The sequence below is a fragment of the Marinomonas ostreistagni genome (genome assembly GCF_016888445.1).
Taxonomy (GTDB): domain Bacteria; phylum Pseudomonadota; class Gammaproteobacteria; order Pseudomonadales; family Marinomonadaceae; genus Marinomonas; species Marinomonas ostreistagni.
The window spans coordinates 579516-594780 of sequence record NZ_JAFEKF010000001.1; the positions used below are offsets into that span (position 1 = coordinate 579516).

Annotated in this window: 16 protein-coding genes; 12 read left to right on the top strand and 4 right to left on the bottom strand. The window is 47.4% G+C overall.

Features of this window, described 5'->3' with window-relative positions; genetic code table 11:
• Positions 1–19 precede the first annotated feature (19 nt).
• Positions 20–3430, bottom strand: coding sequence for a ribonuclease E (rne, locus tag JQX58_RS02760; RefSeq protein WP_204145287.1), 3411 nt, complete (start codon positions 3428–3430; stop codon positions 20–22).
• Between the two features lie 427 nt (positions 3431–3857).
• On the opposite strand from rne, the gene rluC reads away from it, so the two are divergent.
• Positions 3858–4826, top strand: coding sequence for a 23S rRNA pseudouridine(955/2504/2580) synthase RluC (gene rluC, locus JQX58_RS02765; RefSeq protein ID WP_204145288.1), 969 nt, complete (start codon positions 3858–3860; stop codon positions 4824–4826).
• Positions 4827–4860: 34 nt separating this feature from the next.
• On the opposite strand, the gene JQX58_RS02770 is transcribed toward rluC, so the two are convergent.
• Positions 4861–5268, bottom strand: coding sequence for a MaoC/PaaZ C-terminal domain-containing protein (locus JQX58_RS02770; RefSeq protein WP_204145289.1), 408 nt, complete (start codon positions 5266–5268; stop codon positions 4861–4863).
• Between the two features lie 128 nt (positions 5269–5396).
• On the opposite strand from JQX58_RS02770, the gene JQX58_RS02775 reads away from it, so the two are divergent.
• A complete protein-coding gene (locus JQX58_RS02775) occupies positions 5397–6401 on the top strand; it encodes a S49 family peptidase (protein ID WP_204145290.1) in 1005 nt (334 codons plus the stop codon).
• Positions 6402–6445: 44 nt separating this feature from the next.
• Here the strand turns inward: JQX58_RS02775 and JQX58_RS02780 are convergent, their stop codons facing one another.
• Entirely contained in the window at positions 6446–7039 is a 594-nt protein-coding gene (locus tag JQX58_RS02780) for a Maf family protein (protein WP_204145291.1), read from the bottom strand.
• A 113-nt stretch (positions 7040–7152) separates the two neighbouring features.
• Here JQX58_RS02780 and JQX58_RS02785 point away from each other — a divergent pair, with 113 nt between their 5' ends.
• The 7 genes from JQX58_RS02785 to fabF all read left to right on the top strand — a co-directional run bounded on the left by JQX58_RS02785 (position 7153) and on the right by fabF (position 12239).
• Positions 7153–7704, top strand: a complete 552-nt coding sequence (locus JQX58_RS02785) for a YceD family protein (protein ID WP_239090126.1) — start codon at positions 7153–7155, stop codon at positions 7702–7704.
• Between the two features lie 11 nt (positions 7705–7715).
• Positions 7716–7895 carry a 50S ribosomal protein L32 gene (gene rpmF, locus JQX58_RS02790; protein ID WP_067209547.1) on the top strand — a complete coding sequence of 60 codons (180 nt, stop codon included), beginning with the start codon at positions 7716–7718 and terminating at the stop codon, positions 7893–7895.
• A gap of 12 nt (positions 7896–7907) precedes the next feature.
• Positions 7908–8858, top strand: coding sequence for a fatty acid synthesis protein (locus tag JQX58_RS02795; protein WP_204145292.1), 951 nt, complete (start codon positions 7908–7910; stop codon positions 8856–8858).
• Positions 8855–9781 carry an ACP S-malonyltransferase gene (gene fabD, locus JQX58_RS02800; RefSeq protein WP_204145293.1) on the top strand — a complete coding sequence of 309 codons (927 nt, stop codon included), beginning with the start codon at positions 8855–8857 and terminating at the stop codon, positions 9779–9781. Before JQX58_RS02795 ends, fabD begins: the two co-directional genes overlap by 4 nt.
• A 20-nt stretch (positions 9782–9801) precedes the next feature.
• Positions 9802–10527 carry a 3-oxoacyl-ACP reductase FabG gene (gene fabG, locus JQX58_RS02805; protein ID WP_204145294.1) on the top strand — a complete coding sequence of 242 codons (726 nt, stop codon included), beginning with the start codon at positions 9802–9804 and terminating at the stop codon, positions 10525–10527.
• 136 nt (positions 10528–10663) lie between these two features.
• Positions 10664–10897, top strand: a complete 234-nt coding sequence (gene acpP, locus JQX58_RS02810) for an acyl carrier protein (protein WP_055462884.1) — start codon at positions 10664–10666, stop codon at positions 10895–10897.
• Positions 10898–11000: 103 nt separating this feature from the next.
• Positions 11001–12239, top strand: a complete 1239-nt coding sequence (fabF, locus tag JQX58_RS02815) for a beta-ketoacyl-ACP synthase II (protein WP_204145295.1) — start codon at positions 11001–11003, stop codon at positions 12237–12239.
• A 34-nt stretch (positions 12240–12273) separates the two neighbouring features.
• Here fabF and JQX58_RS02820 read toward each other — a convergent pair whose 3' ends face one another.
• The gene (locus tag JQX58_RS02820; protein ID WP_204145296.1) at positions 12274–12687 is read right to left on the bottom strand and encodes a PA2817 family protein; all 414 of its coding nucleotides are present in this window, start codon (positions 12685–12687) and stop codon (positions 12274–12276) included.
• Between the two features lie 54 nt (positions 12688–12741).
• Here JQX58_RS02820 and JQX58_RS02825 point away from each other — a divergent pair, with 54 nt between their 5' ends.
• Genes JQX58_RS02825 through queF form a run of 3 tightly spaced genes read left to right on the top strand, consistent with a single transcriptional unit; the run spans position 12742 to position 15257 of the window.
• Positions 12742–13659 (top strand): ABC transporter ATP-binding protein, encoded by a 918-nt coding sequence (locus JQX58_RS02825; protein ID WP_204145297.1) that lies wholly within the window; start codon positions 12742–12744, stop codon positions 13657–13659.
• 1 nt (position 13660) lies between these two features.
• On the top strand, positions 13661–14434 hold the full coding sequence (locus JQX58_RS02830) for an ABC transporter permease (protein WP_204145298.1): 774 nt from the start codon (positions 13661–13663) through the stop codon (positions 14432–14434).
• Between the two features lie 10 nt (positions 14435–14444).
• Entirely contained in the window at positions 14445–15257 is an 813-nt protein-coding gene (queF, locus tag JQX58_RS02835; protein ID WP_204145299.1) for an NADPH-dependent 7-cyano-7-deazaguanine reductase QueF, read from the top strand.
• Positions 15258–15265 lie beyond the last annotated feature (8 nt).

Consider the following 15265-nt stretch of genomic DNA (forward strand, 5'->3'; position numbering starts at 1 on the left):
GCTCCTCCCTAGGTCTAATTTACTCAGATGCGGCTTCTGTTTGCTCTTTATCAGAGCCTGATGTATCCGCTTCGCGCACTAGGCGAGGGTCATTTTTGACGCGACCAGAACGACGCTGACGGCGCTCTTGTGCGGCTTGCTCGCGTTTTGCCATCAGTTCTTGCTTAGCTTTCTCTTGTTGCTCAATCAAGGCTTGCGGCAATTGTACGGCTGCTTTGCTGCTGTCGGCTGGTTTGGCCTTGCTGCGGCCGCGTGCTACACGAGGCTGACGCACTTTACGCTCTGGCTCAGACGTAGTTGACACATGGTCAGCTGTGGTCGGCTCAGATGGTGCCGCAATACTGTCATCAGTTCCCTGATCAACCACTGGTTCTGTCGTAACAGTTGCTTCAGGTTCGCTTGAGGCAGGTGCTTGATGCGTCTTAGCTGGAGTCTCGTCCGACGACTCAGGCTTCACAGCAGTTTCAGTAACAGAATTTTCTGATACTGAGTCACTTGCTTGTGTGCTTGCTGCCTCATCTGACGCCTCTGCTTCAGTAGAAGTTTCAGTCTCAGAGTGATTTGGCTCTGGTTTGATTTCAGTTGTTTCGGCAGTTTCTGAAGAGGCAGATGCCGATTCAGAGTCTGATTTCTCACTTTCTTCTACGCGGTCAGTAGTTTGCTCAGCTTGAGCGTCATCACTGTTTGCTGGTGTCTCACTTAGACTCGCTTTAACCGACATTTTCGGTTTCTCAGCTTTTTCTTGTGTGCTATCAGCTTGCTCTGGAGCAGACTGTTCTTCACTAGCTGTTTTACTGCTGCTTGGCTCAGTCTGAGTATCAGACGTTGTGTCAGTGTCAGCGGTTTCAACAGCTGGGCTTTCAGAGGCTTGCTGTGCAGCTTTCTTGGCTTCAGGCGTTGACTCAGTGGTCTGCTGCGCAGCGTCAGTAGAAGCGCTAGTCGCGGCTGTCTCAGTTGCGCTTGATGCAGGTGCTTGCTCAGGCTTTGCAGAAGTGTTGTCAGTTGATGCTGTCTCTACTTCATTGTTGCCTTTATTGTCGTCTTGCTTGTTGTTGCTACGACGTGAGCGGCGTGAGCGACGTGGCTTGCGTTCACCTGTGTTGGCATCAATTGGATTCGCGTCATTTGCTTCTTGCTCGGCTTTGGCAGCTTGTTCTTGTGCTGCTTGTGCCTCAGCTTCAGCGGCTTGCTGTTGTTGAGCAAGTTCAGCTTCATCCTTCAGTTTGCCGTTACGGCGTTTATTGTCGTTACGGTCACGCTGACGCTCTTTGACTTCTGGCTCTTCACGGCGAGGTTTTACCTTCGGCGCGTTGTTGCCTTTAGCCTGACCTGACTCGTCTTGCTGTGACTTGTTGTCACGTTGCTTGTTGCGAGTTGGTTTGTCTTTATTAGCATTGTTGTTGCTAGCGTTGGCAGACTTTTGATTCGACTCTTTATTTGCGTTGTCTTGGTTCGCTTTAGGCTGGCTTTGTGCTTCCGCTTGAGCGCGACGTGACTGACGCGTCGATTTCGGCTTCTGCTTGTCGCCTTGTGCTTGGTTAGTGCGCTCAGAGTTTTGGTTCTGGTCTTTGTTCTGGTTTGAACGTGACTCAGACTGCTCTTTGTTTTGCGGTTTCGCTGGGCGACGGTTGCGTTGATTGCGATTCGGTTTTTTATCACCTTGGCGCTGGCTGTTGCTAGTCGCTGATTTTTGGCTGTCTGGTGTCGTGGCTGGTGCGGTTTCAGCCGTTTCGTTGCTGCCAAAGAGAGCATTCAACAGGCGTTTGAATAGGCCAGGCTTTTTCTCTGTTGCTTTTGGTGCTTCGACTTCGCTTGGTGCCGGCGCTGGAGACGCTGGAGCGATACTGGTAACGGCCGCTTGCGGACGTGCTTTTTCACCGGCCTGACGTGGCTCGTAAGGTGGCTGCTCTGGTGCGTCCACTAGATCGTAGCTGCTGTCATCTTGTTCGATCACGGCGTTGTCATCACGAATGCGCTCAACACTGAAGTGTGGCGTTTCCATGTGTGGGTTAGGTACCAAGATGATGTGTACGTGATTACGTTTTTCGATCTTAGCAATATTGGTGCGCTTTTCGTTTAGTAGGAAGGTTGCAACAGACACGGGTAAGATAGCGCGAATTTGCGCGGTGCGTTCTTTAGCGCATTCTTCTTCGATCAAACGTAGTACGGATAGGGCAAGCGATTCGACATCACGAATGAACCCTTGGCCATTACAGCGCGGGCAAACAATACCGCTGGTCTCGCCTAGAGAAGGGCGTAGACGCTGGCGCGACATTTCAAGCAAACCAAAGCGGGAAATGCGACCAATTTGTACGCGCGCACGATCGGCTTCTAGTGCCGTCTTCATGCGATTTTCCACTTCTTTTTGGTTGCGTACAGGTGTCATGTCGATGAAGTCGATAACAACTAGGCCGCCGATATCACGTAGGCGCAATTGACGAGCGATTTCGTCTGCTGCTTCTAGGTTGGTCTGTAGTGCAGTTTCTTCGATGTCGCCGCCTTTGGTGGCGCGCGCCGAGTTGATGTCGATAGAAACCAGTGCTTCGGTTGGGTCGATTACGATCGAGCCGCCAGATGGTAGGCGAACCTCACGCTGGAACGCTGTCTCGATTTGTGTCTCGATCTGGAAGCGGTTAAATAGCGGAGTTGGTTCAGTGTATAGTTTGATGCGGTTCTTAAAGTGCGGCATCACCTGCATGACGAAGTTTAGTGCGTCTTGGTAAACGTTCTTTTCGTCGATCAAGACTTCACCGATATCATCGCGTAGATAGTCACGAATCGCGCGGATAACGATGTTGCTCTCTTGGTAAATCAAGAATGGGGCTGGACGTTCTGCAGCCGCCTTAGTGATCGAGTCCCAAAGTGTTTGTAGGTAGTCTAAGTCCCACTGTAACTCTTCCGTTGAGCGACCCACACCTGCGGTGCGAACAATAAGGCCACCGTTGTCAGGCACTTCAAGACCGGACATGGCTTCTTTTAACTGGGTGCGATCATCGCCGTCGATACGACGAGAAATGCCACCTGCACGTGGATTGTTTGGCATCAAGACTAGGTAGCGACCGGCTAAGCTGACAAATGTTGTTAACGCCGCACCTTTGTTGCCACGCTCTTCTTTGTCGACTTGGACAATGACTTCTTGGCCTTCGGTCAGTACGTCTTTGATGTTAAGGCGGCCGTCGTGGTTACCTTTTTTAGAAAAATACGTCTTGGAGATTTCTTTAAGAGGGAGGAAACCGTGACGCTCAGCGCCGTAGTCCACAAACGCAGCCTCTAGGCTAGGCTCGATACGTGTGATTTTACCTTTGTAGATGTTCGCTTTCTTTTGTTCACGCGAACCCGATTCGATATCAAGATCATACAGACGCTGCCCATCCACTAGTGCAACGCGCAACTCTTCTTGTTGAGTTGCGTTTATTAGCATTCTAATCATTAATAGTGACTCTATTAGCTGAGTCAGTGAACGTTAAGTTCATGAGATGTAAGGCTATTTTTGAATAGTGCCCCAAAGCTTCGCACAATTTATAGGCACGCCAGACGGTTTTTGAGTGTCATGACGTAGCTCTTTTCGGTGTTGATATCTTGCGTGTATCAAATATTTTTCAACATGAAAGGTGCGAATCTTGAACGCTAATTCAATGGTAAACTGTACACCCATGAACCGGATCACTGATTCATGCGGTTTATTATATAAAATTTAACTGTTTGTCAGAGGTAAGAAAGGACCAAAGTGTCGCTTTGGTAATGGCTTTTCATTCGTTACAATAACTTCTTCGAGGCTTTTTGTTGCCTCTTACCCTCTGCGGATTTGAATATAACAGTAAAATCTAAGTGCTTCAATTACATAGGAAACCAATCTTTTGACGGCGAGTGAAAATAATACGGCATCAGAGCGCCCACAAGTGCGCTTCGTCACCATTGACGAGAATAATGATGGTCAACGCATCGATAATTTTTTGGTGACTTTTTTAAAGGGTGTGCCGAAGGGGAAGATTTACAACCTGCTACGTAAAGGTGAGATTCGCGTTAATAAAAAGCGCACCAAGCCTGATTATCGCTTGGCAGCAGAGGATGTAGTACGTATCGCGCCGATCGTAGTCGCAGAGCCGAATGACAAGCCGATGGTGGCAGAAGGGCTCAAGCGTGAGATTGAAGGTCGTATTGTCTTTGAAGACAAGGGGCTGATGGTAATTAATAAGCCTTCCGGCTTGGCGGTACATGGCGGTAGCGGTTTAAGCTTTGGTCTGGTAGAAGTGGTGCGCCAAATGCGTCCCCAAGAAAAGTTTATTGAGCTGGTGCATCGATTGGATCGCGATACCTCTGGTTTGATTATGATTGCCAAAAAGCGCAGCGTGTTAAAAATGCTGCATGCGGCATTGCGCGATAAAGATGGCGTGCAAAAGACCTATAATGCCTTGGTGTTAGGGGCTTGGCCAAAACGTAAATTGCAAGTTAACGCACCGCTATTAAAGAATGAACTCAAGTCAGGTGAGCGTGTGGTTAAAGTCCACGCAGATGGCAAAGAGTCGTTGACGCGCTTTAAAGTGTTGCGCTGGTTTGATGGCTACTCGTTAATTGAGTGTGAGCCTGTCACTGGTCGTACGCACCAGATTCGTGTTCATACGCAGTTTGCTGGCTACCCGATTGTGGGTGATGACAAATATACGCCTAATGAGGCCAATGCCACGGCTAAGCAATTAGGCTTTAAGCGCCTTTGTCTGCATGCTGCTAGGCTTGAAATTCAATATAACGATGAGCTCTTAGTGTTAGAAGCGCCGTTAGATGAAGATTGGCAAACGGCTATGAGCGCGTTGCCAACTAAATACTGATTACTAAAACTAAAAGGGGCTTTGAGCCCCTTTTTTATGGCAGCATGATAGTCGCTTCACCCGTAACGACTTTTTTGCCTTCTACTGTGCAGACTGTTTCGATCACAGCACGACGGCGGCGCTCGTTTAGCTCTTTAACGGTGACTGTCGTAGTGACCGTCGCGCCAATGTAAACCGGTGCGCGAAACTTTAGGCTTTGCTCAAGATAAATGCAGCCAGGTCCTGGCAGCTTGGTACCGATTGCTGCAGAAATGAAGCCAGCGGTTAACATGCCATGGGCAATAGGCTTTTCGAAGCTTGTCGTAGCCGCGAATTCGGCATCAAGGTGGACTGGGTTATTGTCACCAGTAACATCAGCAAAGGCTTGCACGTCTGCTTGAGTAACCGTTTTAACAATGCTTTCGCTTAAGCCTTCGCTTAAATCTTCAAATTGATAGCTCACAATTAAGTCCTTATTTACAAAAATCGCCCTATGGTACACTCAGGCCGAAGTTTTCTTAAGAGGGGTGGTGCAAAAGTTCGCGCCATGCCATTAAAAGTAGGCATAGATCTAAATGTGGAGAAGTAAGTATGTCTTGGACGGAAGATGAAGACCAAAAGACACAGCAATCAGAGAGTGCGTCTTCGACCAAACCATCTGGTCAGGCTGTTAATGCCGACAGTCAGGTAGTTGAGGCGCTTAAAGAGGTGCTGGGTGCGCAGGTGACTGAGCGCAGACGTGCACGCCGTTGGAAGATCTTTTTTCGTCTAGTGTATTTGCTCATCTTTGTCGGTGTGATGACGACAGTGGTTTGGCAAAGTGATGTGGATGACATGGCCGGCGGCGACAGTGTCGCGGTGATGCGCATGCAAGGGGTGATTGGTGCTCAAGCTGAAATTGATGCTAATGAGTACGTGGCTTTATTAGATGAAATTTATGCCAATCCCAGTACCAAGGCGCTTTTGATCGAAATGAATAGTCCCGGTGGTAGTCCTGTGCACGCCGGGATTTTGTACGATGCTATCACTCAGTATCGTGCGCAACGACCTGAAGTGCCAGTTTGGGTTGTGGTCGAAGATATGGCAGCGTCGGGCGGCTATTATATTGCCGCAGCGGCGGATCAGATTATCGTGGATAAAGCCAGCTTAGTTGGATCGATCGGCGTTGTGTCTGGTGGATTTGAAGCCAGTGGTCTAATTGAAAAGCTTGGCGTTAAACGTCGTTTGTTTACTGCTGGTGAAAATAAAGCGTTTTTGGATCCATTCTCACCCATGTCCGAGGAGGCGACTCAAAGCTGGCAAGCAGTGTTGGATCAAACTCATGCGCAGTTTATTAACGCTGTAAAAGCAGGTCGAGGGGATAAGCTGGCTGATAATGAAGAGCTGTTTAGCGGTATGGTGTTTACTGGGGCGCAAGCGGTTGAGCTTGGTCTTGCTGATGGGTATGGGTACTCGCAGCAGCTTTTAAATGCGCAGTTCTCTGAATTGACGCCTACTTATTACCAGCCGTATCAAGAGCCATGGGAAAAGATGGCGAAAGAGCTTGGTGTGGAGTTCTCGCAAGGGGTTCAGTCTACCTTGCAAGGGTTGCGTTAAGTTTTGATAGTGTCCGCCGGCAATCGCTGGCGGACACAGCCTCATCAAGCTTTGGCTAGTGGGTCTAGGCCCAGCACGCGTAGTGCTTTGCATGTCTCTATTAAAGGTAGTCCCTCCAATGATGTGGGATCATCGCCTGCCATTTTTTCAAATAACGCGACACCAAGTTGCTCACACTTAAAACTTCCAGCACAATCAAGTGGTTGTTCGGCCTCGACATAGCGCATCACATCCTCAAGCGTTAGATCCCTAAAAGTGACCGTGTATTCTGCTAGCGCATAGTAGTCTTCTAGTGTGGCGGTGTTAAACACATAAAGGCCCGTTAAGAAGCGAACGCTCTGGCCGCTAAAGTGCAGTAATTGCTCGGCAGCACGCTCTACCGTATGAGGTTTGCCGATGATTTCATCTTTGAAAGTGGCGCATTGGTCTGAAGTGATAACGATGGTTTGGTCATCTACGTCTTTAATAATGGCGCGTGCTTTGGCTTTGCTGATCCGCTCTACGTAGGCTTCAGGCGTTTCGTCGCCGACACGGCTCTCATCCACTTCAGGCGACAGGCAGGTGAATGGCAGACGCAAACGTTCCAATAGTTTTTTACGGTATTTTGAAGAGGACCCTAACACGAGTTGGTAAGTCATTTTCTGTGTCTCCTTGTTCTCATAGATGAAAAAAATGCAAATTCGCTCTCTTGAGCAAAATAATACGTAAAAAATAGCAATTCTGCCTCAGTATTCTTTGACAAGCTTGGAGCTTGGCAATATTATTCGTCGCCATGTTGAATGACACATTACCCAAATACTTTGACCCTCGTAAATTTGCTTCTCACGAAGCAAGCCTCGAAGGGCGTTTATCACTCAGTCAGTTTCCCGAGTTGAGCGCGGCGACCGCCTCAAATGAAGGGGATGCGTTTGTTCATCTAGACTTTAGAGTGGATGAAGATAGGCGCTACATAGCGACTGGTTCAATTAGTTCTACTGTTCAGGTTGAGTGTCAACGATGCCTAGAGCCGTGTCCTGTTGAGCTAGAGGTTGATCTTAGTCTGTGCTTTGTTTATGACGAAGAGCATGCTAAGAACATTCCTAGCGACTATGATCCCGTTGTCATGACCGATGGTGAGGTCGTTCTCGCTAAGATGGTTGAACAAGAATTACTTCTTGCGCTACCCATCGTTGCTTATCATGAAGAAAGTGGTTGCAACCCAGTAGCTCTAAAGTATGCCTCGTCTACCGATGACGCACCGGATGACGAAATTAAACCGAATCCATTTAGTATATTGGCCGAATTAAAGGCTAAGAAAAATTAGGAGCTCCAAAAATGGCAGTACAAAAAAGTAAAGTGACTCGTTCACGTCGCGGCCAGCGCCGTTCACACGATGCACTATCTAACCCAACTCTTTCTGTTGAACAGACTACTGGTGAACTACACCGTCGTCACCACGTTTCTGCAGACGGTTTTTACCGTGGTCGTCAAGTCGTTACTCCTAAAGGTGAGTAATTAGATACCCCAATGATTAGGGTAGCTATTGACGCTATGGGCGGGGACTTAGGTCCCCGCATTGCATTCCAGGCAACCGAACAGATCGTTGCCGCGTTCTCTGATGTAGAGGCGCTTTTCTATTTCGATCCTCAGGGTTTTGATTGCCCTGATGTTCTATCTTCCTCACGAATAATTCCCATAGCATGTTGCGATTCTATCGCCAGCACCGAGGGTGTGGATCGGTCATTGTTTAAGCGCAATGAGTCGACGCTTTATGCCGCCTTGAGCGCTGTCGCACAGAAGCAAGCGGATGTTGTCGTCACCTTTGGTAATACTGCTGCAATGGTAGCGTTAGCGCGCCACTTGTTGGGATTGTTGCGTCCTAAGCTCTACCCAGCTTTGATTCGTGAAATGCGACCTAATCCACTGCGTTGTTTGGTGGATTTAGGAGCTAATGTCCATTGCCCTGCAGCGATGTTAAATGGTTTCGCGCTATTGGGTGCGGCTTATGTGGAATCGCGCAGTGATAGTGCGGCCAATGTGGCATTATTAAATGTGGGTGTGGAAACCAGTAAAGGCAGTTCAGTAATCCGTGAGTGCTATCAGATGTTGTCTGAGCAATCATGGCCGGCTTTTTCTGGCTTTGCTGAGGGGTTTGAGTTATTTACGGGTGAAAAGAATGTCATCGTGTGTGATGGCATGGTGGGCAATGCGGTATTAAAAGCCTCAGAAGGCTTATTTTTCTTCTTGCTGTCGCAGCTGCCTAAGCATTCGGTTGATACCTCTTCGATAGAACAATTGATTCAAGCAGAAAGTCGCCACGGGGCTTGCCTCGTCGGAGTGAAAGGAAATTTAGTAAAAGGTCATGGTCGTTCTGATTTAAAAGCCATGATAGGTGCGATTGAGTATGGTGTTGATATAGCTCGCACAAACTTATACGAACGCATAGAGCAAAAATTAACTCAACAGGGGGTGTTATGAATTCATCTTTAGCATTTGTGTTTCCTGGTCAAGGTTCACAGCAGCTTGGTATGCTAGCGGATCTGGCGGAACAGTATGACGTGATTCAGGCAACGTTTGCCGAAGCATCTGAGGTGCTTGGTTATGATCTTTGGGAGCTAGTGCAAAACGATGCTGATGCATTGAATCAGACCGATAAAACCCAGCCAGCACTGTTGACCAGTAGTGTTGCTTTATGGCGCCTTTGGGAGCAGCAGGGTGGTGATAAGCCAGCGTATGTTGCAGGTCATAGTTTAGGTGAGTATTCTGCGTTGGTTTGTGCGGGCGTGCTAGCGTTTAAAGATGCGGTAGAGCTTGTAAAACTGCGAGGCGAATACATGCAGCAAGCCGTGCCTGCAGGCGCGGGTGCCATGGCAGCCATCATTGGTTTAACTGATGAGCAAGTGGTTGCGGCCTGTGAAGCAGTCACTGAAGGTGTCGTAAGTGCGGTTAACTTTAATTCGCCAGGCCAGGTTGTTATTGCGGGTGAAAAAGCTGCCGTAGAGGTGGCTATGACTAATGCTAAAGAAGCGGGTGCTAAGCGCGCGCTGCCTCTGCCTGTTAGTGTGCCATCTCATTGTCAGTTGATGGTCCCAGCAGGTGAGAAATTAGCTGAGCGCTTGAATGCGATTACCTTCAGTGAGCCTGAAGTGACGCTAGTACAGAATGTTTCGGCGCAAGCAGTTTCTGATGCCGCACAAATTAAAGCGAACTTGGTGTCACAGCTAAGTGAGCCAGTTTTATGGACTCAATCGGTAGTATTGCTGAATGAGTTGGGTGTGACTCAAACCGTTGAGTGTGGCCCAGGTAAAGTTTTGACGGGTCTAAACAAGCGTATTGTAAAAGGTTTAGACGCGATTGCGATTGGTGATGTGGCAAGTTTTCAAGCTGCCACTGAAAAATAGTTAGTATTGGAGAAATATTAATGAGCAAGATTGCGCTAGTAACCGGTGCGACGCGAGGGATTGGTAAAGCCATCGCGCAAGCACTTGTGGCGAACGGTGTAACAGTGATTGGTACGGCCACAAGCGAATCAGGTGCTGCGACTATCAGTGAGTACCTAGGCGATAACGGTAAAGGTATCGTGCTTGACGTATCCAGCGATGAATCTGTGGATGCGGTCGTGAAGCAGATCAATGAAGAGTTCGGTGCGCCGACGATTTTGATCAATAATGCTGGTATTACACGTGATAACCTTATGATGCGTATGAAGATGGATGAATGGGATCAGGTGATTAACACCAACCTTACATCTGTTTTCCGCGTGACTAAGGCATGTCTACGTGGCATGACTAAGGCTAAATTTGGTCGTGTTGTAACGATTAGCTCGGTTGTGGGTTCAATGGGTAACGCTGGTCAAGCGAACTACTCTGCTGCTAAGGCGGGCCTAGAAGGCTTTAGCCGTTCCTTGGCGGCAGAAATTGGCTCTCGCGGTATCACTGTGAACTGTGTGGCGCCTGGTTTTATCGCAACTGATATGACCAAGGATCTGCCTGAAGATCACAAAGCGAACTTAGTTTCTAAAGTGCCTGCGGCACGCTTAGGTGAGCCAGAAGAAATTGCAGCGGCTGTTGCATTTTTGGCCTCTGATGCGGCAGGTTACATCACCGGTGAAACTTTACATGTCAATGGTGGCATGTACATGGCGTAAATTGAGTTGAAATTCGTAATGAATTCAACGAAAATACGTCTCCGGTTCATGATGAGAATCACGCCCCGAAAAGGGTGTCACTAATTTTTATAATATGCTCAAAGTGAGCTATTAACGAGTAGAGTAGGAACTTCTAATGAGTAGCATTGAAGAACGCGTTAAAAAAATTGTTTGCGAACAACTAGGTGTAAAAGAGGAAGAAGTAGTACCAGCAGCATCTTTCGTAGATGACTTGGGTGCTGATTCCCTAGACACAGTGGAGCTAGTAATGGCTCTAGAAGAGGAATTCGATACTGAAATTCCTGACGAAGAAGCTGAAAAAATCACCACTGTACAAGCAGCAATTGACTACATCAACGCTAACTTGTAATACTCAGGTGTAATGAGTTTCCGAAAAGCCGCTCGTATTATAGGTACAGCGGCTTTTCTTATTCTTACCCCCTGTATGAAAGGGAGTTTTTCGGAGGAATCATATGTCTCGTCGTCGGGTCGTAATCACCGGTATGGGTATGGTGACCCCCCTTGGCAATAACGTACAAGATACCTGGGATAATATCCTTGAAGGTAAAAGTGGTGTATCAGAGATAGAACAATTTGATGCGTCACAGTTCTCTACACGTTTTGCTGCTCAAGTAAAAGACTTCGATGCATCGCAGTACATGAGCGTTAAAGAAGCTCGTAAAATGGATGTTTTTATCCAGTACGGAATTGCTGCGGCGGTTCAAGCGATTGAAGATTCAGGTTTATCGCCTGAAAGTGTTGATTATACGCGTATTGGCTGTGCGATTGGTTCGGGCATTGGTGGCTTGCCAATGATCGAAAAAAACGTTGAGCTATTAAATGCGTCAGGCCCGAAACGTATTTCTCCATTTTTCGTTCCGGGTGCCATCATTAATATGATTTCTGGTCACGTGGCGATTCGTTTTGGCTTTAAAGGCCCTAATATTTCTATCGTCACGGCGTGTACCACCGGCACACATAACATTGGTATGGCTGGGCGTATGATCTCCTATGGTGATGCGGACGTCATGATCGCAGGTGGTGCGGAAATGGCCATCACACCTTTAGGTATCGGTGGCTTTGGTGCGGCGCGTGCGCTATCAACCCGCAACGATGATCCTAAGACTGCCAGCCGTCCTTGGGACAAAGACCGTGATGGTTTTGTCATGGGAGATGGTTCAGGTATTTTAGTGCTAGAAGAGTATGAACATGCGGTGGCGCGTGGTGCTACGATTTATGCTGAGCTTGCAGGCTTTGGTATGAGTGATGACGCATTTCATATGACGGCGCCACCTGAGCAAGGTGAAGGTGCCTTTGCTGCGATGACAGCAGCGCTTAAAGATGCTGGGGCAGAGGCCCATGAGATTGACTATATCAACGCTCACGGTACCTCGACACCGATCGGTGACTTAGCCGAAACAGAAGCAGTTAAGTCCTTAATGGGCGCGGATGCTTCTGATGTGGCGATTAGCTCGACCAAATCTATGGTCGGTCATTTGTTGGGTGCAGCGGGAGCCGTGGAGTCGATTTTCTCAATTTTGGCAATACGCGATCAAGTTGCACCTCCTACCATCAACTTGGATGAGCCAAGTGAAGGCTGTGACTTAAATTACGTGCCTCTCACACCTCAAAAGCGCAAAGTCGAGTTAGTGTTAAATAACTCGTTTGGCTTCGGTGGCACAAACGGTACCTTGGTCTTTCGCAAGGTATAAAAAAAGCGGCTAGGCCGCTTTTTTAATTTAAAGATTATTGCAAGGTTGGCGCTTGTGTCGTTGGCTTGTTGGCCTCTATGATGGCGCGTATATCTACATCGTTACCAGCTTGCTCTTGTTCGTAGAGTTGCTCATCAATTTGTTGATACAGCTCCAACTCTTCATCACCAAGAAAGTGCAGGCATTCACCGCCGACGAAATACAAAAGCTCACGCTGCATAAGCGGAACGAGGTTGGGATAACAGCGAATAAAGCGACCAATCAGTTCTTGTGCGTCAAACAAAAAGTCTGCCGATGGTTGTGTGTCAACGCTACGCAAGGCCTGTAATTTGTCTATAAAGTCTTGCTCTTCTTCGGCTAGGTGTTCGCGGTCAAACGGATCGTGATCTTGGATACGCTGATGTAGGTCATTTAGAAGGCTAATCGTATATTGGGTTCTAGAACTCACGAGTTATTACACCTGTTTTAGCGGGTTTTAAGTCATTTCAGTAAGAAGGTTATTATGGCATATGCTATCGAAATAAAGGACCTTAAAAAACGTTACGGTAACGGTTTTGAGGCATTGAAGGGCATCGATTTAACCGTCGAACAGGGCGACTTCTTCGCTTTGCTAGGGCCAAATGGCGCTGGCAAGTCGACTACTATTGGTATTTTGTGTTCACTAGTGAACAAATCGGCTGGCCAAGTGAGCATCTTTGGTGTCGACATTGATAAAGATTTTGCTGGGGCTAAACGTTTTTTAGGCGTAGTGCCGCAAGAGTTTAACTTCAATCAGTTCGAGACAGTGTTCAATGTCGTGGTTACCCAAGCCGGTTTTTACGGCATCCCCCATGAGTTGGCAAAAGAACGTGCTGAAAAATATCTAAAGCAGCTTGATTTGTGGGATAAGAAAGATACCGTTTCCCGCATGCTGTCAGGCGGTATGAAACGCCGTTTGATGATTGCTCGCGCACTCATTCACGAGCCTAAGGTGTTGATCCTTGATGAGCCGACGGCGGGTGTTGATATTGAATTACGCCGCTCAATGTGGGAGTTCATTAAAGGTCTTAATGAGCAGGGTACGACCATCATTTTGACTACGCATTACCTAGAAGAGGCGGAGCAGCTGTGTCGCAACATCGCCATTATTAATAGTGGTGAAATTGTCGAAAACACGAGTGTCAAAGCGCTGCTTAAGACACTAAACAGTGAAACCTTTGTATTGGATTTGGACCAGTCTATTACGGAAGTCAGTCTACCTGGCTACAACTTGACCAAAGTTGGCGATGGCTCGTCTTTAGAAATTGAGATTGTGAAGGGCCAGAACTTAAACGATGTGTTTGCCTACCTTGAGCAGCAAGGCATTAAAGTGGTCAGTATGCGCAACAAGTCCAACCGTCTTGAAGAGCTTTTCGTCAAATTAATCGAGGGAAATAAATAGCATGTCCACAGGTGAAATTTGGATAGCATTCTACACCATACTGCGCCGTGAAATTCGTCGCTTTATGCGTATTTGGCCGCAAACATTACTGCCACCAGCGATCACGATGACCTTATATTTTGCCATTTTTGGTAATTTGATTGGTAGCCGTATCGGTGAGATGGATGGCTTTAGCTACATGCAGTTTATCGTACCGGGTTTGATTATGATGTCGGTCATTACCAACTCTTACTCAAATGTCGCGTCGTCGTTTTTCTCGGCTAAGTTTCAGCACAGCGTGCAGGAATTGTTGGTCTCGCCGACACCGAGCTGGGTAGTACTCACTGGTTATGTATTGGGCGGTGTTGCGCGTGGTTTGTTAGTGGGTCTGGTGGTGACGATTTTGTCGCTGTTTTTCACACACATGCATCTACATAATTTGTTTTTGACAGTCTTAATTGTGCTGCTGACATCGGTGATGTTTGCGTTGGGCGGCTTTGTTAATGCGCTGTTTGCTAGAAACTTTGACGATGTCTCGATTGTGCCGACTTTTATTCTGACGCCATTGACTTACTTGGGCGGGGTTTTCTACTCCATTAGTCTGCTACCAGATTTTTGGCAAAGTGTATCGATGCTAAACCCAGTGCTTTATATGGTGAATGCGTTCCGTTATGGCATTTTAGGGGTGTCAGATATTGACGTCAGTTGGGCATTGTTTATTATCTGCGCCTTCATTGTTGGTTTGTATTGTATTGGTTTAACTCTGCTGAATCGTGGCAGAGGCATTAGAAATTGAGGTATTAACTATGGGTTTTTTGCCCTTGGGACAAAAAACGGATTATGTGTCTAAATATGATCCTGATTTGCTATTTCCTATCGCACGGGTAGATAAATGGCAGGACATGGGAATAGAGTCTGAGCGTTTACCCTTCCATGGAGAGGATATTTGGAATGCATATGAGTTGTCTTGGCTTAATAAAAAGGGAAAGCCCATTGTTGCGACAGCCGAATTTAGATTGCCATGCACATCCCCGAACATCATTGAATCAAAGTCGTTTAAGTTGTATCTAAACTCTTTGAATCAAATGCACTATGAGGATGCTTACGAAGTGCAAGGCATCTTGGAGCGTGATTTATCTGCGGCGGCTGGTGCGCCAGTCTCTGTGGTGATTCGTGATGTTGATGCGATGGAGTCTTTGGTGGTGTTGACACCGGACTACTGCATCGATGAGCTGGATGTCGAAATCAATGAATACCAGCCTAATGCAGACTTGTTGATGATCAAAGAGGGGCCGGCAGTTGAGGAGAGGTTGGTGAGTCATCTGCTTAGATCAAATTGTCCGGTTACCAATCAGCCTGATTGGGGTTCGGTATTTATCGATTATCAAGGCAAGCCCATTGATCATGCCAGCTTGCTTAAATATGTGGCATCGTTCCGTGAACATACGGATTTTCACGAGCAGTGCGTTGAGCGTATCTTTATCGATATTATGACACGCTGTCAGCCTGAAAGCTTGGTGGTTTATGCTCGCTATGTGCGCCGTGGTGGTTTGGATATTAATCCTTACCGTGCTACCTCTGAGATTGTGTTAGGCAATGATCGACTAACACGTCAGTAATAACAGGG